This is a genomic window from Rathayibacter sp. AY1B5, from assembly GCF_002932795.1.
In the GTDB taxonomy this organism is placed as follows: domain Bacteria; phylum Actinomycetota; class Actinomycetes; order Actinomycetales; family Microbacteriaceae; genus Rathayibacter.
In genome coordinates this window covers 20,174-38,968 of sequence record NZ_PSWM01000011.1, presented here as the reverse complement: position 1 = coordinate 38,968, position 18,795 = coordinate 20,174, and the positions used below count along the sequence as shown (strand labels likewise).

Below are 18,795 nucleotides of genomic sequence, written 5' to 3'. Positions count from 1 at the left end.
GCGCGGGCTTGCGCGGGCGCGCTTCGAGGCACCGCTGGGCAGGCGGGGCACCGCTGTGGAGGCGGCGTCGCGGCGAGGCGCGCGGCGTCTCGGCGGGCGGGTGGCGCGGGGAGCCGCGGACGGCTCAGCGCTCGAGGCGCGGGGCGGCGGCGAGCAGGCGGCGGGTGTACTCCTCCTGCGGCGCGGCCAGGAGCGACGCGGCCGGACCCGCCTCGACGATCCGGCCCTCGCGCATCACGGCGATGCGGTCGCTCATGTGGGCGATCACGCCGAGGTCGTGCGAGATGAGGAGGAGGGCGAGGCCGTGACGGCGCTGCAGGTCGTCGAGCAGGTCGAGGATCTGAGCCTGCACCGACACGTCGAGGGCGGAGACGGGCTCGTCGCAGATCAGCACGTCGGGGCGCGTCGCGAGCGCCCGGGCGATCGAGACGCGCTGGCGCTGACCGCCGGAGAGGGTCCGCGGCGAGCGCCGCTCGAGGGCGGGGTCGAGTCCCACGCTCTCGAGCAGCGCGGGCACGGAGGCGGTGCCGGCGTCGCGGAGGAGGCGGCCGACGCTCCAGCGCGGGTCGAACGAGGAGAGGCTGTCCTGGTAGACGGCGCCGATCCGCGGGCGGCGGGGACGGCGGGAGCGCTCCGTCACTGCGGACCACGGCTCGCCGAACAGCTCGACGGCGCCTGCGTCCGGACGCCGCAAGGCCAGCACGAGCCGGGCCACCGTGCTCTTGCCCGATCCGGACTCCCCGACGAGCCCCACGGTCTCGCCGCGTCGCAGCTGGAGGTCGACGCCGTCGACCGCGACCCGCACTCCTCCGCCGGGCAGCGCGAAGCGGGCGGCCAGACCGCGGGCCGCGACCACGACCTCGCCGGGGGCGTCGGGCGGGGTGGCCGGGGCGGTCGGGTCGGTGAGCCGGGAGCCGCGCGGGCGCCCCGCGGGGACGGCCGCCACGAGCGCGCGGGCCTCGGCGCTGCGGGGCGCGCGCAGCACCTCGGCCGCGGTCCCCTCCTCCACCACGCGGCCGTCGGCCAGCACGAGGATGCGGTCGGCGAGGCCCGCCACCACGGCGAGGTCGTGCGAGACCAGGACGAGCGCCCGGCCGCGCGCCTTCTGCTCGGCGAAGAGCTCGAGCACCCGGGCCTGCACGGTGACATCGAGCGCGGTGGTCGGCTCGTCGGCGACGAGCAGCGGCGGGTCGAGCGCCACGGCCGCCGCGAGGAGGGCGCGCTGGCGGAGCCCGCCGGAGAGGTCGCCGGAGCGCTCGCGCATCCGCTCGGCCGGCTCCGGCATGCCGACGCTCGCCAGGGCCTCGATCGTCCGCTGTGCGCGCTCGGCCGCGGGCGGGCGGCCGTGGAGGCGGAGCACGTCGCCGATCTCGCGGCCGATCGGACGCAGCGGGTCGAGCGACAGCAGCGCGTCCTGCGGCACGAAGCCGACGGATCCGCCGCGCAGCCGCCGCAGCTCCCGCTCGCCCGCGCCGACCACCTCGGTCCCGCCGACGCGGACGCTCCCGGTCACGGCGCCTCCGCTCAGTCCCAGCAGCGCTCGCGCAGTGACGCTCTTGCCCGACCCGGACTCGCCGACGATCGCGACGCACTCCCCCGGCTCCACGCGGAGCGAGACCCTGTGCACCACCTCGACGCCGTCGAAGGCGACCCGGAGCCCGTCGACGACGACCGCGCTCACCGCGCACCCCTCAGACGCCCGCCGAGGACCGTCGTCGCGATCGTGGTCAGCACGATCGCCAGTCCCGGGAACACGGTCAGCCACCACGCGCTCGCGAGATAGGTGCGGCCCGCCGAGAGCATCGCGCCCCACTCCGGCGCGGGCGGCTCGGCGCCCAGACCCAGGTAGCTGAGGGCCGAGGCCCAGACGATCGCCTGGCCGACGCCGAGGGTCGCCAGCACGGCGAGCGGCCCGAAGGTGTTGGGGAGGACGTGACGGAGGAGGATGCGGACCGGCCCGTGCCCCAGCACCCGCGCCGCCTCGACGTAGCCGGAGTCGCGGATGCCGAGCAGCTGCGTGCGCAGGATGCGGGCGTAGCCCGGCGCGGTGGAGAGGCCGACCGCGATGGTGGCGGGGACGACTCCGGGGCCGGTGACGACGATCACGAGCAGCGCGAGCAGGAGTGCGGGGAACGCGAAGAGCACCTCGAGCACGCGGCCGATCACTCCGTCGACGACGCGGCCGCCGAACGCCGCGACCACCCCGAGCACCGCGCCGAGGACGAGTCCGATCGCGGTGGCGCTGGCGCCGATCAGCAGGGACGCGCCCGCCCCCGCGATGAGGCGGCTGAGGACGTCGCGGCCGGACTCGTCGGTGCCGAGCAGGTGCGCGGCGCCCGGCGGGGTGAAGGCGTCGCGCGGGGCGACGGCGAGCGGATCGGAGGGGGCGAGCAGCCCGGGCGCGACGGCGGCGAGCAGGAGCAGCACGACGAAGACCGCGGCCAGCACCTCGCCCGCGCGGAGGCGGGACGCGCCCCGGCGGAGCGGGCGGGCGGCGCGCAGCTCGAGCTCGCTCACGCGACCGCCTCCCGCCGTGCCAGACGCGGGTCGATCACGCGCGTCAGCAGATCGGTGGCGAGGGTCACGACGATGTACGCCACCGCCGTGACGAGCACGACTCCCGTCACCACCGGCACGTCACGGACCGTCACCGCCGCGAGCAGCGTCCGGCCGAGCCCCGGCCTCGCGAAGATCGTCTCGACCACCACGGCCCCGCCGATCAGGTAGCCGAATGCCCAGCCCGAGAGCGAGACCCCCGGCAGCACCGCGTGGCGCAGCGCGTGGCGGGCGCGGACGCCGAGCTCGCCCTCGCCGCGCGCCCGGGCGGCGAGCACGAACGGCGACTCCAGCGCGTCGAGGAGGGAGCGGCGCATCACCTGGCCGAGGAAGCCCGCCAGCGGGATCGCGAGAGTGAGCGTCGGCAGCACCAGCCCGGCGGGCGACCCGGTGCTGACCGGGGGCAGCCAGCGCAGCGCGGTCGCGAAGACGGCGATCAGCACGGTCGCCAGCCAGAAGTGCGGAAGCGCGGCTGCCGTGAGCTCGAGGCCGGAGCCGACCGCGGCGGCGAGCCGGCCGCCCCGGGTCGACCAGAGGGCGGTCGCGAGCGCGAGGATCCACGCGGCGGTCAGCGCGAGCACGGCGAGCAGGAGAGTGCCGGGCAGCTGCTCGCCGAGGATCTGCGCGACCGGGGTGCGGAGGGAGTAGGAGGTGCCGAGGTCGCCGCGCGCGAGCCTGCCGAGCTGCACCAGGTACTGCACGAGGAGCGGCTGATCGAGTCCGTACTGCTCCCTCACCGCGGCGAGCGCCTCGGGCGACGCCTGCGACCCCGGACCGCCGAGGATCGCCTGCGCCGGATCGCCGGGGACGAGGCGGATGAGCACGAAGACGGCGGTCGCGACCGCCCACAGCACCACGAGGGCGCCGCCGAGGCGGAGGAGCACGCGGCGGATCATGCGGGCGGTCTTCCTCTCCGGTCGGGGCAGTGGGCGGGGTGCGGCGGGGTCCGCTCTCTCCGGAGCACGGGGTCTCGAGGCTCTGCCCGCGGCGGCCGCTCGACGGCATGAGGCGCGGAGCCACAGGACCCGCGCCTCAGCGATCACTCCAGGGCCGGGTCAGACCCAGGCGTCGGCGAACCAGGGGGTCGACACGGTGTCGAGGGCGACGAGTCCCTGGACGGCCGACCGGTGCAGGTAGTGGTTCTGCTGGTCGTAGAGCGGCAGGATCCAGTAGCCCTCGAGGACGATCCGCTGCGCCTGCTCGTACAGGTCGGCGCGGGCGTCCTCGTCGGTCGTGGCGCTCGCCTGCTCGAGCAGCGAGTCGAGAGCGGGGTCGGCGATCTGCGCGTGGTTGGCGAAGTAGCCGCTCGGCGCGGGGGTGATGCCCGAGGAGGAGTAGAGGATCCGCAGCACGTCGGGCCCGACCTTCGTGTACGGGGCGCTCACCAGCTCGTACTCGTTCGACGCGAGCGCGGTGTACCAGCTCGACAGGTCGAGCAGGCTGATCCGCACGTCGAAGCCGAGGGTCTTCGCCGAGGCCTGGATCTGCTCGAACAGCGACTGCTCGGCCGGGATCGACTGGTTGGTGCTGACGGGGAAGCGCAGCGTCAGCGGCGTGCCGTCCTTCTCGCGGATGCCGTCGCCGTCCGAGTCGACCCAGCCGGCCTTCTCGAGCAGATCCTCCGCGGCGGTCACCTCGGAGTCGGACCCGGCGTCCTCGAAGAGCGACGGGTCGGAGTACGCGGTCGCCTCGCGGCTGGACAGCGGAGAGGAGGAGCGCTCGGCCGTCCCGAAGAAGAGGGAGTCGATCGCGTCGTTCACGCCGACGCCGCGGACGAACGCCTCGCGGACGGACTCGTCGTCGAACGGCGCCTGGCCGGAGTTGAGCTCGAGGCGGTTGACCGAGCCCGGCCGCGGCGCGTCGAGCTCGACAAGGTCGGAGGCTCCGGTCGCGGCCTTCAGGGTGTCGGGCTGCGCGTTGTCGAGCACGTCGACCTCGCCCGACTGCAGCGCCGCGTAGCGGGTGGCGGAGTCGGGGATGAAGCGCCAGGTGATGCTCGCCAGGTGCGCGGGGCCCTCGTGGCCGTCCCCGGTCGGGCCGGTCGACGCGTCGTAGGCCTCGTTGCGGGTGAGGGTCACGTGGTCCTGCTTGACCCATTCCGAGACGGTGAAGGGGCCTGTGCCGACGGGCGCCTCGCAGTTGGCCTCCTCGCCACGCGCGATGCCGGCGGGCGACTCGATCGCGGTCCACGGCTGCGCGAGCGACTCGAGCAGCGCACTGTCCGGCGCGGTCAGGGTGAAGCGGGCGACGGTCGGCGAGACGGCCGTGACGGAGGCGACCTTCGCCACCGCGAGGTAGCCGGTGGAGGACTTGGTCGCCGGGTCCTGGAGGTGCGCGATGTTCGCGGCGACCGCCTCCGCGTCGAGGGCGGTGCCGTCGGTGAAGGTCACGCCCTCGCGCAGGGTGAAGTCGTAGCTGAGCGCGTCGTCCGAGACGGTCCACGACTCGGCCAGCCACGGCGTGATGGTGCCGTCGGCGTCGCGCGAGACGAGGGACTCGAGCACCTGAGTCGCGAGGAGCGCCTGCGGGTAGTTGCCGCCGACGTGCGGATCGAGGCAGGTGGGCTCGGCGTCGCCGGACGCGTAGGTCAGCGTCCCGCCGTCGACGGGGGTGCTGGAGGCGTCGCGCGTCTCGGCGGTGCAGCCGCTGAGCAGGAGCGCGGCGGCCGCGACGGCGGCGGGGAGGGCGAGGAGGCGGGGGCGCAGCGGCATGACGTCTTTCGTGGAGGGGTCGGAGGCGTTCGCGTTTCTTGGACGCGACCCAGGAAACGCTAGCAGGGCGTGGAGGCGGCGGACGGGGATCGCACGGATCCGTGGAGGAGTGCCCGGATCCCGCGCTGGGGAGGGACGAATCGCGCTGGCGGAGATCTCTGACGCGCCAGGCCGCGGAGATCGGCCCCCTCTCTCCTACTGTCGGTGCATGACCTCCGCCGTGCTCGCCCTCCTGTTCGGCTCCGCCGTCGCCCTCGTGGGGCTCGTGCCCTGGGCCGCCCTGCAGTACCGGCGTCGCGGAGTCCTCGGGATCGGCAACGCGGTGCTGGCCTTCGCCGCCGTGGTCTACGCGCTCGCCCTCGTCACCTACACGCTCCTCCCCCTGCCCGACGAGGCGACGGTCGCCGCCGCCTGCCGCACCGGATCGGGTCCGCAGCTGCGCCTGTTCGCCTTCGTCGGCGACATCGCGAAGGAGGGCGGGATCGACGGGCCCCGCGCACTGCTGACGAACCCCGCGTCCGCGCAGGTGCTCCTGAACGTCGTCTTCTTCGTCCCCCTCGGGATGCTCGTCCGCCATCTCGCCCTGCGCGGGCGCCTCGTCGCCGGGCTGATCGGGGGCACCGTCGTCGGCTTCGCCGTGTCGCTCCTCATCGAGGTCACGCAGCTCACGGGCGACTGGTTCCTCTACCCGTGCGCCTACCGGCTCTTCGACGTCGACGACCTGCTGGCCAACACGGTCGGCGCCCTGCTCGGCACCCTCCTCTCCCCCGTCCTCCTCGTCTTCACCCGCCGGACCGAGGGCGCGGTGCCGGAGCTGGCCCGCCCGGTCACGATCCGCCGCCGCGCGTTCGGCATGTTCTGCGACGTGCTCGCGCTGAGCCTGATCACGGGCGCGCTCGTCTCGGTCACCGGGATCGGCCTCGTGCTCGCGGGGGTGGACACGCGGTCGAGCCCCGGGGACGTGGTCCTCGGAGCCCTGCCGTTCGCGGCTCCGCTGCTCCAGCTGGTGATCGTGCTGCGGTCCGGGCGGACCCTCGGCGAGACGGTGGTGCGCCTGCGTCCCGAGCCGCGACCGCTCCTCCGGCAGCGGCTCGTGCGCTGGGCGGCGGGATCGGGCGGCTGGTCGACCCTGCTCGCCGTCGAGGGCGGGTTCTGGTCGCTGCTCGCCTTCGTCCTCGCGGCGGCCGCCGTGATCGGCCTGTTCACGACCCGGGGCCACCGGGGGACGGCGAACGCGCTGGCGCGCCTCGATGTCGTGGACGAGCGGGCGGCGGCGCCGTCGGCCGTCCGCGAGACGGACTGAGAGGAGCCCGCCGGCCGCCTCGGCGGGCCGCCGATCAGACCGCCGCGCGGAGCCCCTCGACCAGGTCGTGCTGCGCCTCGCGGCCGACCCGCGTGGGCACGAGCGGGTACACGTGCACCTGCCCGACGGCCTCGTGCAGCTCGAACGGGACCCCGGCGGCCGCCGCCCGCTCGGCCAGCACGTGCGCGTCCGGGTTGAGGACGTCGCGCGTGCCGGTGAAGACGGTGAGCGGACCGAGGCCCGCCAGGTCTCCGAACAGCGGGCTGACCACGGGATCGAGCAGGTCGAGGGGGCCGCGCCAGCTCTCGGCGAGGACGCGACCGCCCGGCGTGCCGAGCCACGGATCCGTCGGCTGCACCTCGGGGATGCGCGGGTTGCTCCAGGAGAGGTCGAGTGCGGGCGAGACGAGGGTGGTGCGCGGCAGGACCACCCCGTCGTCGCGCAGGGCGAGGGCCGTCGAGAGCGAGATCTGGCCGCCCGCCGAGTCGCCGGCGAGGCAGGTCGCGCCGTGCCGCTCCAGACTCCGCAGCACCAGAGAGCGGACGCCGTCGCGCGCCTCGAGCGCGGTGCCGAAGGGCACGAGCGGGTAGAGGGGGAGGGTCACCGCGACGGAGGCCTCGTCGGCGATGCGCGCGGCGAGCCACCAGTGCTGGGGCGCGATCTCGTTCACCCAGCCGCCGCCGTGGACGTAGACGACGCCGCCGCGGATCACCCTCGGGCGGATCGTGTAGACCGGCCAGGAGCCGACCTGCTCCACGTCGACGCGCACGCCGGGCCGGAGGCGGGGCGGCGGGCCGTAGGAGGCGGGACGGAGCGCACGCTCCCGGATACGGCGGCGGGCTCCCTCCGCGCTGACGAAGGTGCGGTTCGCGCGGGCGAGCCGGAGCGCGAAGGGGACGAGGGCATCGGGGACGACGAGCGGCATCGCCCGAGCATCGCGCACCCCGGTGCGCAGCGGCTGGGCGGCGGCGGACTCGGGCTCCGTGGACTCGGCCGCGACGGACTCTGCCGCCGATCCGGGGAGGTCGGAGGACTCGGCGCGGGCATCCGCGGACGGAGCATCGGGCACGCGCTCGACGCCCGGACACCCGCGCACACCACATCACCCGGACACCCCGCGCACAGCACGACGGCCCGGCCCGTGGAGGGAGCCGGGCCGGGGCCGCCGGTCAGAGCGGTGACTGCACGCCCGCGGAGCGCGGGGCGGCAGCGACCTCGCTGTCGGCCGGGCGCTGCGGGTCAGCGTCGCGCGGCGGAGCGGCCGGCGAAGCGCGTGTAGACGAGCAGGACGATGATCGCTCCGATGATCGAGCCGATGATGCCGGCAGGCTGGAAGAAGCCGTCCATCGGGTCGTGCTGGAAGATCAGGAAGCCGAGGAAGCCGCCGACGAACGAGCCGACGATGCCCAGCACGATGGTCATGCCGATGCTGATGCTCTGCTTCCCGGGGACGATGAGCCGGGCCAGCGCTCCTGCGATGAGTCCGACGACGATGAGGCTGATGATGAGACCGAGCATGGCGGTCGTCCTTCCGTTGTGCGGGCGGGGGCCCGCTGATCGGTTCCGCGGTTGCGGGACCGGTGACTACGCAACCACCCCGGAGGAGGCGCCGCTACACCCCTGGGGGTGTGCTCGCCCCGACGAGCCGTGCGGTAGCGTCCGACCATGACCCGCCGTGCGCCCCTCACCGTCGCGCTCGTCGACGACTACGACGTCGTCCTCACGGGCCTCGCGCACATGTTCGACCACTACCGCGACCGGGTGGTCGTCGCGGAGATCGACGCGAACGCCTCCCTCTCGGACCGGATCGACGTCGTCCTCTACGACTCGTTCGCCCAGCCGGAGTCGGACCACCACGAGATCGCGGAGCTGGTGCGCAACGAGCGGGCCGAGCACGTGGTCGTCTACACCTGGAACTTCGCGCCGACGCTCATCGCGGACGCCCTCGAGCAGGGCGTCCACGGCTACCTCTCCAAGACCCTGCCGGCGCGGGAGCTGGTGGCCGCGCTCGAGCGGGTGGCCGCGGGCGAGGTCGTCGTCAGCGACCCTCCGCGGCGGGCGGGCAGCGCGCCGGGCCTCGACTGGCCGGGCCGCCACGAGGGCATCACCGACCGGGAGTCGGAGATCCTCGCGCTCATCACGCAGGGCAAGAGCAACGCCGACGTCGCGGCTCTCACCTACCTCAGCCCCAACACGGTGAAGTCCTACATCCGCAGCGTCTACGGCAAGATCGGCGCGACCAGCCGCACGCAGGCCGTCCTCTGGGGCGTCGACCACGGCTTCACGCCCGACCACCACCGCATCGACCACTGGCTCGGCGGCCCCTGACCCGCGCCCGGACACCCTCCGAGAGATGCCGCTCGGGTCCGGGACACGCCGACGGACCCGTACTCACGCGGCCTCTCGCGGAGGAGGACGGGGGCGCACGCACCGCTACGGTGTGGCCATGCCCCTCGACCGCGCGCCGACCATCCGCGACGTCGCGGTGCGGGCCGGAGTGTCGTACCAGACGGTCTCGCGGGTGCTCAACGACAGCCCCCAGCTGCGGCCGCGCACTCGGGAGCGCGTGCTCGCCGCGATCGAGGACCTCGGCTTCCGGCCCAGCGCCGCCGCCCGTGCCCTGGCGACGAGCCGCTCCGGCCTGATCGGGATCCTCGCCGCCGAGAGCCACAGCTTCTACGGCACCGCCACGGCGATGGCCGCGATCGAGCAGGCGGCGCGCGACGCGGGCTACCGGGTGCCGGTCGTGAACGCGGCGCCGGACGCGGAGTCGCTGGCCGACGGCCTCGCCCACCTGCAGCGGGAGTCGGTCGAGGCGATCGTAGTCCTCGCCCCGCAGGAGCGCGCGCTGGAGGCTATCGAGAGCCTCGCGATCGGCGTTCCCTCGGTCACGCTCGGCGCGACGGACCGCGGCGCCGACTCCCTGCTCCTCGTCGACCAGGCGGCCGGAGCACGGCTCGCCACCGAGCACCTCGTCGGCCTCGGCCACACGCGCATCGCGCACCTCGCCGGTCCGCAGCACTGGGTGGAGGCGCAGGCCCGGCTCGAGGGCTTCGGCGCCGGGATGAGCGCGGCCGGCCTCGCGCCCGTCGCCGTCGTGGCGGGCGACTGGAGCGCCGAGTCCGGCTACCGCGCCGGCCTCCGCCTCCTCGCCGGGTCGCCCCTGCCGACCGCGGTGTTCGCCGGCAACGACCAGATGGCCCTCGGACTCCTGCACGCCTGCACCGAGCGGGGACTGCGTGTACCGGAGGACCTCAGCGTCGTGGGCTTCGACGACGTGCCCGAGGCGGCGCACTACCAGCCGCCGCTGACGACCATCCGCCAGGACTTCGCCGAGGTCGGCCGCCGCACGATCGGCGTCGTGCTCGCGGAGCTGCGCGGCGAGGAGCCCGCCGTCGACCGCCCGGTGGCGCCGGTGCTGGTGGAGCGGGCGTCGACGGCTCAGGCCTGAGCGCCGCCCCGCACCGGGGGCGGCCGCCGCCTCCTGACCGGCGCCCCGCCCCGACCCTCGTGCGGCCGCCACCTCCTGAGCTCCCGCCTCACCCCGCGTGCGGCAGCAGCACCTCCACGCGCCCCTCGCGCACCCGCGTCTCGAACCGCGGCTGCGGCGAGGTGGCCGGCCCGCGCAGCACCTCGCCGGTCTCGAGCGAGAAGGCGCTGCCGTGCCACGGGCAGGCGACGCACGCCTCCCCCGAGGCGTCCGCCGAGACCTCGCCCTCGTCGAGCGGGCCCGAGAGGTGGCTGCAGACGTTCGACAGCACGTCGATCCGCTCGCCCCGCCGGAAGGCCAGCAGGGGAAGGCCCGCGACCTCCCTCCTCACCGGCGTGCGCTCCGGCAGGTCCGCCAGGGCGCCGAGCTCCTGCCAGCCCGAGGGGAAGCGGTGCGGCACGTCCTCCGCGTGGTTCGCGCCCGCCGCCTGCCGGTAGCTGAGGTGGCCGCCCAGGTAGCCGCCGCCCGAGACGACGGCGAGCCCGAGCATCCCGAGCACCGTCCCGCTCGTGGTGCGCCCGCGGCGGCGCTGCACCCACGACGCGGCGTAGAGGCCCGTCGCGACCACGTTCGCCGCCGAGTGCACCAGCCCGACGCGGGTCTGCTGCTCGTGCAGCTCCGACCAGTCGGTGAAGCCGGAGGCGGCGGTCGGCAGGACGCTGATCACGCCGACGCCGACGAGGGTCCGCGCCGCGCGCTGGTTCCCCGGCAGCAGGTCGAGCACCGCCGCCGACACCCAGGCGCCGGTCGGCACGAGGACGAGCAGCGGATGGACGGGGTGGCCGACCGGGACGCCGTGCAGCACGTCCCGCACCGGCTGCGGCCGGACCAGGGCGTTCACGGCCCGCTTCACCCGGCCGACGAGCGGATCGAGGGCGGCGGCGTTCTCGAGGCGGGTGACGAGTCTGACGAGTCTGATCTCACGCACGCCTCATGCGACCAAGCGGGCGGCCCCGGCGGAAGGGGCTTGCGGCGGAGGAGCAGCAGTCGGACCCCGCCGGCCGGCCCCTCGCTTGCCGACCCCGAGCCGTTTCGCCTACGCTGACCCGGGGCTTTGTGAACGGTCACATCGCCCGAGCGAGGAGCATGATGGACCAGCGCAGGCCCACCCCCGCCGACGTGATCACGAGCGGCGCCACCGCCCTCGGCATCGAGCTCGGCTCCACCCGGATCAAGGCGTGCCTGGTCGATGCGGCCGACCCGTCCGTGGTCCTCGCGGTCGGCAGCCACGAGTGGGAGAACCAGTTCGTGGACCGCCGCTGGACCTACTCCCTCGACGCCGTCCACGCGGGCCTCCAGGCCGCCTACGCGGATCTCGTCGCGGACGCGCAGGCGCGTCACGGCGTGCAGCTCTCCTCCGTCGGAGCGCTCGGCGTCTCGGCGATGATGCACGGGTACCTCCCCTTCGATGCGGACGGCGGGCTGCTCGTCCCCTTCCGCACCTGGCGCAACACCAGCACCGGGCCCGCATCGGCGGAGCTCACGGAGCTGTTCGGCGCCAACATCCCGCTGCGCTGGTCGCTCGCGCACCTGCACCAGGCGGTCCTCGACTCCGAGCCGCACGTCGAGCGGATCGACTTCCTCACCACCCTCGCCGGCTACGTGCACTGGCGCCTCACCGGCGAGAAGGTCCTCGGAGTCGGCGACGCCTCCGGCATGGTCCCGACCGACCCGGCGACCCGCGACTACGACCAGCGCGTCGTCGACCTCTACGACGAGCGCGCGGCCGGCGCCGTGAAGCCGCTGCGCGAGCTGCTGCCCGCCGTGCTCCCCGCGGGCGCCGACGCCGGCTCGCTCACCGCCGAGGGCGCGCTCCTGCTCGACCCCACCGGCTCCCTCCGGCCCGGCGCCCCCGCCTGCCCGCCCGAGGGCGACGCCGGCACCGGCATGGTGGCGACCAACTCCGTCGCCCCGCGCACCGGCAACGTCAGCGCCGGCACCAGCATCTTCGCCATGGTCGTCCTCGAGGGCCCGCTGGAGAGCGTGCACCACGAGCTCGACCTCGTCGCGACCCCCGCGGGCGATCTCGTCGCGATGGTCCACTGCAACAACGGAGCCAGCGAGCTCGCCGGCTGGGTCGGCCTGTTCTCGCGGTTCGCCGCCGCGTCCGGCGGCCCCTCCGACAGCGACGCCGTCTACGGCACCCTCTTCGCCGAGGCGCTCGAGGGCGAGGCGGACGCGGGCGGACTGCTCGCCTACAACCACCTCGCGGGCGAGCCGATCGCCGGCCTGGTCGAGGGCCGCCCGCTCGTCGTGCGCACCCCCGACTCGCGCCTCACGCTCGCCAACTTCATGCGCGCGCAGCTCTACGGCGTGTTCGGCACGCTCGCGCTGGGCATGCGCGTCCTCGCGGGCGAGGGCGTCCGGATCGACGAGATGTTCGCGCACGGAGGCATGTTCCGCACCGCCGGAGTCGCCCAGCGCTTCCTCGCCGGCGCGCTCGACGCCCCCGTCTCGGTCGCCGCGACCGCGTCCGAGGGCGGCCCGTGGGGCATGGCCGTGCTCGCCGCCTACCGCCTGCAGAGCGGAGTCGCGCTCGACGCGTACCTGACGGATCAGGTCTTCGGCGACTCCGGCTTCGAGACCGTCGCCCCCGACGCGGACGACGTCGCCGGCTTCTCCGCCTACCTCGAGCGCTACCGCGCCGGCCTCGCCGTCGAGCAGACCGCCGTCGAGACCCTCACCGACCCGCAGAACCAGGGAGCCACCGCATGACCACCCAGACCCCCGCCGTCGAGGAGGCGATCGCCCGCGTCCGCGAGGACGTCGCGCGGCTGCACTCCGAGCTCGTCCGCTACGGCCTCGTCATCTGGACCGGCGGCAACATCTCGGGCCGCGTGCCCGGCGCCGACCTCTTCGTGATCAAGCCCAGCGGCGTCTCCTACGACGACCTCGCGCCCGAGAACATGATCCTCTGCGACCTCGACGGGAACGTCGTCCCCGGCACCCCCGGCAGCGACCGCAGCCCCTCCAGCGACACCGCGGCGCACGCCTACGTGTACCGCGAGATGCCCGAGGTCGGCGGGGTCGTGCACACGCACTCCACCTACGCGACCGCGTGGGCGGCCCGCGCCGAGTCGATCCCCTGCGTCATCACCGCGATGGCCGACGAGTTCGGCGGGGAGATCCCCATCGGCCCGTTCGCGATCATCGGCGACGACTCCATCGGCCGCGGCATCGTCGCGACCCTCAGCGGGCACCGCTCGCGCGCGGTCCTGATGCAGAACCACGGCGTCTTCACCATCGGCAAGGACGCGAAGGACGCCGTCAAGGCGGCCGTCATGGCCGAGGACGTCGCCCGCACCGTGCACCTCGCGCGCCAGGGCGGCGAGCTCGTCCCCATCCCGCAGGAGTCGATCGACGCCCTGTTCGACCGCTACCAGAACGTCTACGGACAGAACCCCACCGGAGCCATCGCATGAGCGTGTACCAGAGCATCATCCCCGACCTCGCCACCCGCACCGTCTGGTTCCTGACCGGCAGCCAGGACCTCTACGGCGAGGACACCCTCCGCCAGGTCGCCGAGCAGTCGCAGGCCGTCGTCGCGCAGCTGAACGAGGCGGGCGCGATCCCCGTGACCGTCGAGTGGAAGCCGGTGCTGAAGAGCTCCGACGCCATCCGCCGCACCATGATCGAGGCGAACTCCGACGACTCCGTCGTGGGCGTCATCACCTGGATGCACACCTTCAGCCCCTCGAAGATGTGGATCCACGGCTTCGACGCGCTCGCCAAGCCGCTGCTGCACTTCCACACCCAGGCGAACGTCGCCCTGCCGTGGCAGGACATCGACTTCGACTTCATGAACCTCAACCAGGCCGCGCACGGCGACCGCGAGCACGGCTACATCCTCAGCCGGATGAGCGTGCCCCGGAAGACGGTCGTCGGCCACGCGAGCGACGCCCGCGTCACCGAGGCCATCGGCACCTGGTCGCGCGCGGCCGCCGGCTGGTCCGCTTCGCAGAGCATGAAGGTCGCCCGCTTCGGCGACAACATGCGCAACGTCGCCGTCACCGAGGGCGACAAGACCGAGGCCGAGATCCGCCTCGGCGTCAGCGTCAACACCTGGGGTGTGAACGAGCTCGTCGAGCGCGTCGACGCCGCGACCTCCGAACAGATCGACGCCCTCGTCGCCGAGTACCTCGAGAGCTACGACGTGGTTCCCGAGCTGCTCCCCGGCGGCGAGCGCCACGAGTCGCTCCGCTACGGCGCCGCGGTCGAGATCGGCCTGCGCTCGTTCCTGGAGGAGGGCGGCTTCGAGGCGTTCACCGACAGCTTCGAGGACCTCGGCGGGCTCCGCCAGCTCCCCGGCCTCGCCGTGCAGCGCCTCATGGCCGACGGCTACGGCTTCGGCGGAGAGGGCGACTGGAAGACGGCCGTCCTCATCCGCATCGCCGCCGTCATGGGCGCCGGCCTCCCCGGCGGCACCAGCCTGATGGAGGACTACACCTACGACATGACGCCCGGCGAGGAGCTCATCCTCGGCGCGCACATGCTCGAGGTGTCGCCGTCCCTGTCGTCGAAGCGCGCCTCGCTCGAGATCCACCCGCTGGGCATCGGCGGCCGCGAGGACCCGGTGCGCCTGGTCTTCACCGCCGACGCCGGTCCCGCCGTGGTGGTCGCCCTGAGCGACGTCCGCGAGCGCTTCCGCCTGGTCGCGAACAAGGTGCAGAACGTCGAGCCGCCTCAGACGCTGCCGCACCTGCCCGTCGGCCGCGCCGTCTGGCAGCCCGCCCCGGACTTCGGCACCAGCGCCGCCGCCTGGATCACCGCCGGTGCCGCGCACCACACGGTGATGACGACGCAGATCGGCCTGGAGGCGTGGGAGGACTTCGCCCGCATCGCCGGCGTCGAGCTCCTGGTGATCGACGAGTCGACCACCCTGCGCGGCTTCGAGGCCGACATCCGCTCGAACGCGGCGTACTACCGCCTCTCCCAGGGCCTGTAGATCCTGCGAGAACGGAACGGCCGGCTCCCCGCGGGGGCCGGCCGTTCCGTCGTTCCCGGCAGGCCGCCCGGTCCGCGCGGGGGGCCCGCCGCCGAGTCCGAGCGGGATCACGTCAGCAATCGAGGGCGGATCGCCCTCTCCGGCCCGTTCGGCGCCCGATACAGCATCCCGACCTCGGTTGCGGACGCGCTCGCGGCACGACGGAGGCCGGGGTGCCCGGACGGCCCTCCCGGGCGGTCGGTCCTCCCGGCCTCCGAGACGCAGGCGCGCCGGCGGGCGGTCAGTCGCGCGAGGTCGAGAACGCCGCGTCGAAGGCGTCGGCCGGCGGCGTGATCGCGTTGAGCCTCCGCACGAAGGCCAGGGCCTCCGGGGCGCCGTCAAGGCGGTCCATGCCGGCGTCCTCCCACTCGACGCTGGTCGGACCGGTGTAGCCGATCGCGTTGAGCGCGCGGAACACCGGCTCCCACGGGACGGCGCCGTGCCCGGTCGAGACGAAGGTCCAGCCGCGGCGCGGGTTCGCCCACGGCAGGTGCGAGCCGAGGACGCCGTTGCGGCCGTCGAGGTTGGTGACCGACTCCTTCACGTGCACGTGGAAGATGTGGTCGGCGAAGTCGAGCACGAACGCGACGCTGTCGAGCTGCTGCCAGACGAAGTGCGACGGGTCGAAGTTGAAGCCGAACGAGGCGCGGTGGCCGATCGCCTCGAGGGTGCGCTGGGCGGTCCAGTAGTCGTAGGCGATCTCGCTCGGGTGCACCTCGAGCGCGTAGCGGACGCCGACCTCCTCGAAGACGTCGAGGATCGGGTTCCAGCGGTCCGCGAAGTCCTGGTAGCCGGCGGCGATCCACTCGTCGGAGGCGGGCGGGAACATGGCCACGCCCTTCCAGATCGACGAGCCGGAGAAGCCGTTGACCTGCGTCACGCCGAGCGCGGCGGCGAAGCGGGCGGTGTCCTTGAGGTCCTGGGCGGCGCGCTGCCGGACGCCCTCGGGGTCGCCGTCGCCCCAGACGCGGTCGCTGAGGATGTCGCGGTGTCGCTCGTCGATCGGGTCGTCGCAGACCGCCTGGCCGGTGAGGTGGTTCGAGATCGCGAACACCTGCAGGCCGTTCGCGGCGAGCACGTCCTTCCGGCTCTGCACGTACTCCGCGTCGTCCCAGCGCGCCACGTCGATGTGGTCGCCCCAGCACGCGATCTCGAGGCCGTCGTAGCCCCACTCCCCCGCGAGGCGCGCCACCTCCTCGAACGGGAGGTCGGCCCACTGGCCGGTGAACAGGGTGATCGGTCGCGTCATCGCGGTGTCCTCACTCGAGTCGCCGCCCGGGTTGGCCCTCCGGGTGCCCTGGCGGCTAATTTGAAGTTCCACGCAACATATCAGGAGCACCCTGACGGAAGGAACGATCATCCGATCGATCGACCGCGCATCGTCGCGCGCCGCCCTCGCCACCGCCACTCCCGCCCCGACATGGGAGGACGGCCTGATCGTCGGCAGCGGCCGCGTCGGCGCCGTCGCGCACGGCCCCGCCGACTCCCTGACCGTCCCGCTCGCCCACGAGCGCTGGTTCCTCCCCGTCAATCCACGCCCCGACGCACCCGACCTCGCCGGTGTCCGCGACGAGCTGCGCGGCGCCCTGCTGGCCGGCGACTCCGACACCGGCACGGCCCTGCTCGCCCGCGCCGCCCGCGACAGCGGCTACGACGGCGGCCTGATCTGGACCGACCCGCTCGGCCTCTGCGCGACCGTCTCGCTGCGCACCCCCGGCGGCGTCGCCTCGGCGATCCGCCTGATCGATCCGCTCGGCGGCGAGGCCGCGGTGGAGTGGACCGACGAGAACGGCGGCCTCCACGCCGTGCGCATGCTCGCCCCGCACGACGGCGAGGGCGTCCGGCTGGCTCTGGAGTCCTCCGCGGACACCGTCGTCACCGTCGAGCTCGCGCTCGGAGCCGGCGAGGCGACGTCGTTCGACACCGGCGTGCCCGACGCCTCGGCCGTGGTCTCGTCGCACGTCCAGGGCGGCTCCTCCGGGGTGCTCACCGCCGAGGCGGGCGAGGGTCCGACGGCGATCCGCGCCGTGACGCGGGCGACGAGCGGAGCGACGTGGCGCGTGGCCGGGGGCGCCGCCGTCTCGGACGTGGAGCTCTCCGCGGGGGTCGCCCGCGTGCTGCGGCTGGACGTCGCGATCGGCGCGGCTCCCGACGCCTCCGCCGACCTCTCGTGGGAGGAGCTGCGCGACGCTCAGCGCGAGGGGCACGGCCGGCTGGTCGGCGCCTCCGTGCTCGACCTCGACGGCGCCTCCGACGCGGAGCTGACCGAGGACCTGTGGGACGCCGCCCGTTCCGGCGACGCGGGCGCCCGCCGCCGCGTGGTCGAGCTGGCCTGGCTGAGCGGCCGGGCGAACATCGTCGCGTCCACCGGCGAGCTGCCGCCGACGCTGCAGGGCGTCTGGCAGGGGACCTGGCGGCCGGCGTGGTCGGCCGACTACACGCTGAACGGCAACGTCCAGAATGGCGCGATGGCGGGCATGATCCCGACCGGCACCCCCGACCTCGTGCTCTCGCTGCTCGAGCTGCTCCTCCCGCACCTCGACGACTACCGCGACAACGCGCGCCTCGTCTACGGGGCCGAGGGGATGCTCCTCCCGTCGCGGATGTCGACCCACGGCCGCGCCGACCACTTCTCGGAGCACTACCCGCACCTCTTCTGGACCGGCTGCGGCGGCTGGGTGCTGCGCCTCGCCGCCGACGTGGTCGCCGCGACCGGCGACCGCTCGATCGTCGACGACCGCCTGTGGGAGCTGGCCGAGGGTGTCCTGCGCTTCGCCGAGACCGCGACGGTGGTCGTCGACGGGGTGCGGCGGATCGTCCCCTCCTACTCACCCGAGAACACCCCCGGCGGGGAGCGGGTGCCGACGGCGGTCGACGCGACGATGGACGTGGCGGTCCTCCGCGACGCTGCCCGCGCGACCGCGCTGCTCGGACGCGCCCGCGGCGACGACTCCCTCGACGCCCGCTGGTCGCAGGTGGTGGTCGACCTGCCCGGGTACCGCGTGGCCGAGGACGGCACGCTCGCCGAGTGGATCGATCCGCGCTGGGGCGAGGAGATCGCGCACCGGCACGCCTCGCAGCTGTACCCGCTCTGGTACGAGCCCGACGCGGCGGTCGCGGGCGACGAGCGCCTCCGGGCCGCGGCGCTGGCGACCGTGCGGGCGAAGATCGCGTGGCGGGCCGAGGCCCCCACCGCGCCCCCCGGCCGGATGGAGATGGCGTTCGGCCTCGTGCAGGTCGGCGTCGCCGCGGCGGTGCTCGGCGATGCGGAGTCGGCGCTGGTGTGCGCGGAGTGGCTGGCGGTCGACCACTGGTCGCCGGCGCTGACGACCCGCCACGACGCGGGCCGCATCTTCAACCTCGACGCGAGCGGCGGGCTGCCGGGCCTGGTCGCGGCCATGCTGCTCGGATCGACGGCCGACTCGCTGACCGTGCTGCCGGCGCTGCCCGCGGCCTGGCCGCGCGGCTCCGTGACGGGGCTGCGCGCCCGCGGCGGGCTGATCGTGGACGAGCTCTCGTGGGAGCCGGGCCGCGCCGTCGTGACGGTCCGGCGGGTCGCCGGGGCGGAGTGGCTGGCGCCCGCTGCAGGGACGCGCGTCACGGCCGGCCGCGCGGCCGTCCTGCGCGTCGACGGCTCCGCCGTGCTCGACGGCCGCGTGGCCTTCGGCTCCGAGCCGGTGCGCCTCGAGCTGGAGTGGCCCGCCGGCTGAGCCGCTGCGCGTGCGGGCCCGCCGGGGCCGCGTCCTGCGCG

The 18,795-nt window shown here is 74.6% G+C and carries 15 protein-coding genes; 7 read left to right on the top strand and 8 right to left on the bottom strand.

Going from position 1 to position 18,795, the window contains the following annotated elements; genetic code table 11:
- Positions 1 to 124: 124 nt before the first annotated feature.
- The 4 genes from C5D44_RS08885 to C5D44_RS08870 all read right to left on the bottom strand — a co-directional run bounded on the left by C5D44_RS08885 (position 125) and on the right by C5D44_RS08870 (position 5,267).
- Positions 125 to 1,681, bottom strand: a complete 1,557-nt coding sequence (locus C5D44_RS08885; RefSeq protein ID WP_104281432.1) for an ABC transporter ATP-binding protein — start codon at positions 1,679 to 1,681, stop codon at positions 125 to 127.
- A complete protein-coding gene (locus tag C5D44_RS08880) occupies positions 1,678 to 2,517 on the bottom strand; it encodes an ABC transporter permease (protein ID WP_104277151.1) in 840 nt (279 codons plus the stop codon). Before C5D44_RS08880 ends, C5D44_RS08885 begins: the two co-directional genes overlap by 4 nt.
- Positions 2,514 to 3,452, bottom strand: coding sequence for an ABC transporter permease (locus C5D44_RS08875; protein ID WP_104277150.1), 939 nt, complete (start codon positions 3,450 to 3,452; stop codon positions 2,514 to 2,516). The genes C5D44_RS08880 and C5D44_RS08875 overlap by 4 nt, the downstream gene beginning before the upstream one ends.
- 159 nt (positions 3,453 to 3,611) lie before the next feature.
- Positions 3,612 to 5,267 (bottom strand): ABC transporter substrate-binding protein, encoded by a 1,656-nt coding sequence (locus C5D44_RS08870; protein WP_104281431.1) that lies wholly within the window; start codon positions 5,265 to 5,267, stop codon positions 3,612 to 3,614.
- A 208-nt stretch (positions 5,268 to 5,475) separates the two neighbouring features.
- Between C5D44_RS08870 and C5D44_RS08865 the strand changes: the two genes are divergently transcribed.
- Entirely contained in the window at positions 5,476 to 6,570 is a 1,095-nt protein-coding gene (locus C5D44_RS08865) for a VanZ family protein (protein ID WP_181118476.1), read from the top strand.
- Between the two features lie 34 nt (positions 6,571 to 6,604).
- On the opposite strand, the gene C5D44_RS08860 is transcribed toward C5D44_RS08865, so the two are convergent.
- Positions 6,605 to 7,639 (bottom strand): alpha/beta hydrolase, encoded by a 1,035-nt coding sequence (locus C5D44_RS08860; RefSeq protein ID WP_258067926.1) that lies wholly within the window; start codon positions 7,637 to 7,639, stop codon positions 6,605 to 6,607.
- Positions 7,640 to 7,809: 170 nt separating this feature from the next.
- A complete protein-coding gene (locus C5D44_RS08855) occupies positions 7,810 to 8,088 on the bottom strand; it encodes a GlsB/YeaQ/YmgE family stress response membrane protein (protein ID WP_104225042.1) in 279 nt (92 codons plus the stop codon).
- Between the two features lie 147 nt (positions 8,089 to 8,235).
- Here C5D44_RS08855 and C5D44_RS08850 point away from each other — a divergent pair, with 147 nt between their 5' ends.
- Entirely contained in the window at positions 8,236 to 8,898 is a 663-nt protein-coding gene (locus C5D44_RS08850; RefSeq protein WP_104225041.1) for a response regulator transcription factor, read from the top strand.
- A 118-nt stretch (positions 8,899 to 9,016) separates the two neighbouring features.
- Positions 9,017 to 10,021: a LacI family DNA-binding transcriptional regulator gene (locus tag C5D44_RS08845; RefSeq protein WP_104281429.1), complete on the top strand. Its 1,005-nt coding sequence runs from the start codon at positions 9,017 to 9,019 to the stop codon at positions 10,019 to 10,021.
- A gap of 88 nt (positions 10,022 to 10,109) precedes the next feature.
- Here the strand turns inward: C5D44_RS08845 and C5D44_RS08840 are convergent, their stop codons facing one another.
- A complete protein-coding gene (locus C5D44_RS08840) occupies positions 10,110 to 10,988 on the bottom strand; it encodes a Rieske 2Fe-2S domain-containing protein (protein ID WP_104281428.1) in 879 nt (292 codons plus the stop codon).
- Positions 10,989 to 11,149: 161 nt separating this feature from the next.
- Here C5D44_RS08840 and C5D44_RS08835 point away from each other — a divergent pair, with 161 nt between their 5' ends.
- The 3 genes from C5D44_RS08835 to araA are packed head-to-tail and all read left to right on the top strand — an operon-like array spanning position 11,150 to position 15,005.
- Positions 11,150 to 12,775: a xylulokinase gene (locus C5D44_RS08835; RefSeq protein WP_104281427.1), complete on the top strand. Its 1,626-nt coding sequence runs from the start codon at positions 11,150 to 11,152 to the stop codon at positions 12,773 to 12,775.
- Positions 12,772 to 13,482 carry an L-ribulose-5-phosphate 4-epimerase gene (locus C5D44_RS08830; protein ID WP_104224687.1) on the top strand — a complete coding sequence of 237 codons (711 nt, stop codon included), beginning with the start codon at positions 12,772 to 12,774 and terminating at the stop codon, positions 13,480 to 13,482. Before C5D44_RS08835 ends, C5D44_RS08830 begins: the two co-directional genes overlap by 4 nt.
- Complete coding sequence (araA, locus tag C5D44_RS08825) at positions 13,479 to 15,005, top strand: L-arabinose isomerase (protein ID WP_104277902.1); 1,527 nt, start codon at positions 13,479 to 13,481, stop codon at positions 15,003 to 15,005. The genes C5D44_RS08830 and araA overlap by 4 nt, the downstream gene beginning before the upstream one ends.
- 280 nt (positions 15,006 to 15,285) lie before the next feature.
- Here the strand turns inward: araA and C5D44_RS08820 are convergent, their stop codons facing one another.
- Positions 15,286 to 16,293: a sugar phosphate isomerase/epimerase gene (locus tag C5D44_RS08820; RefSeq protein ID WP_104281426.1), complete on the bottom strand. Its 1,008-nt coding sequence runs from the start codon at positions 16,291 to 16,293 to the stop codon at positions 15,286 to 15,288.
- A gap of 79 nt (positions 16,294 to 16,372) precedes the next feature.
- On the opposite strand from C5D44_RS08820, the gene C5D44_RS08815 reads away from it, so the two are divergent.
- Positions 16,373 to 18,754 carry a glycoside hydrolase family 95-like protein gene (locus tag C5D44_RS08815; protein ID WP_374954073.1) on the top strand — a complete coding sequence of 794 codons (2,382 nt, stop codon included), beginning with the start codon at positions 16,373 to 16,375 and terminating at the stop codon, positions 18,752 to 18,754.
- The last annotated feature ends 41 nt before the right edge of the window (positions 18,755 to 18,795 follow it).

What these genes read in the sequence shown, in the direction of transcription:
- C5D44_RS08835 (WP_104281427.1), top strand. Translation starts at nt 11,150, where the DNA reads ATGGACCAGCGCAGGCCCACCCCCGCCGACGTGATCACGAGCGGCGCC.
- C5D44_RS08845 (WP_104281429.1), top strand. Translation starts at nt 9,017, where the DNA reads ATGCCCCTCGACCGCGCGCCGACCATCCGCGACGTCGCGGTGCGGGCC.
- C5D44_RS08850 (WP_104225041.1), top strand. Translation starts at nt 8,236, where the DNA reads ATGACCCGCCGTGCGCCCCTCACCGTCGCGCTCGTCGACGACTACGAC.
- C5D44_RS08830 (WP_104224687.1), top strand. Translation starts at nt 12,772, where the DNA reads ATGACCACCCAGACCCCCGCCGTCGAGGAGGCGATCGCCCGCGTCCGC.
- C5D44_RS08855 (WP_104225042.1), bottom strand. Translation starts at nt 8,088, where the DNA reads ATGCTCGGTCTCATCATCAGCCTCATCGTCGTCGGACTCATCGCAGGA.
- C5D44_RS08870 (WP_104281431.1), bottom strand. Translation starts at nt 5,267, where the DNA reads ATGCCGCTGCGCCCCCGCCTCCTCGCCCTCCCCGCCGCCGTCGCGGCC.
- araA (WP_104277902.1), top strand. Translation starts at nt 13,479, where the DNA reads ATGAGCGTGTACCAGAGCATCATCCCCGACCTCGCCACCCGCACCGTC.
- C5D44_RS08820 (WP_104281426.1), bottom strand. Translation starts at nt 16,293, where the DNA reads ATGACGCGACCGATCACCCTGTTCACCGGCCAGTGGGCCGACCTCCCG.
- C5D44_RS08865 (WP_181118476.1), top strand. Translation starts at nt 5,476, where the DNA reads ATGACCTCCGCCGTGCTCGCCCTCCTGTTCGGCTCCGCCGTCGCCCTC.
- C5D44_RS08875 (WP_104277150.1), bottom strand. Translation starts at nt 3,452, where the DNA reads ATGATCCGCCGCGTGCTCCTCCGCCTCGGCGGCGCCCTCGTGGTGCTG.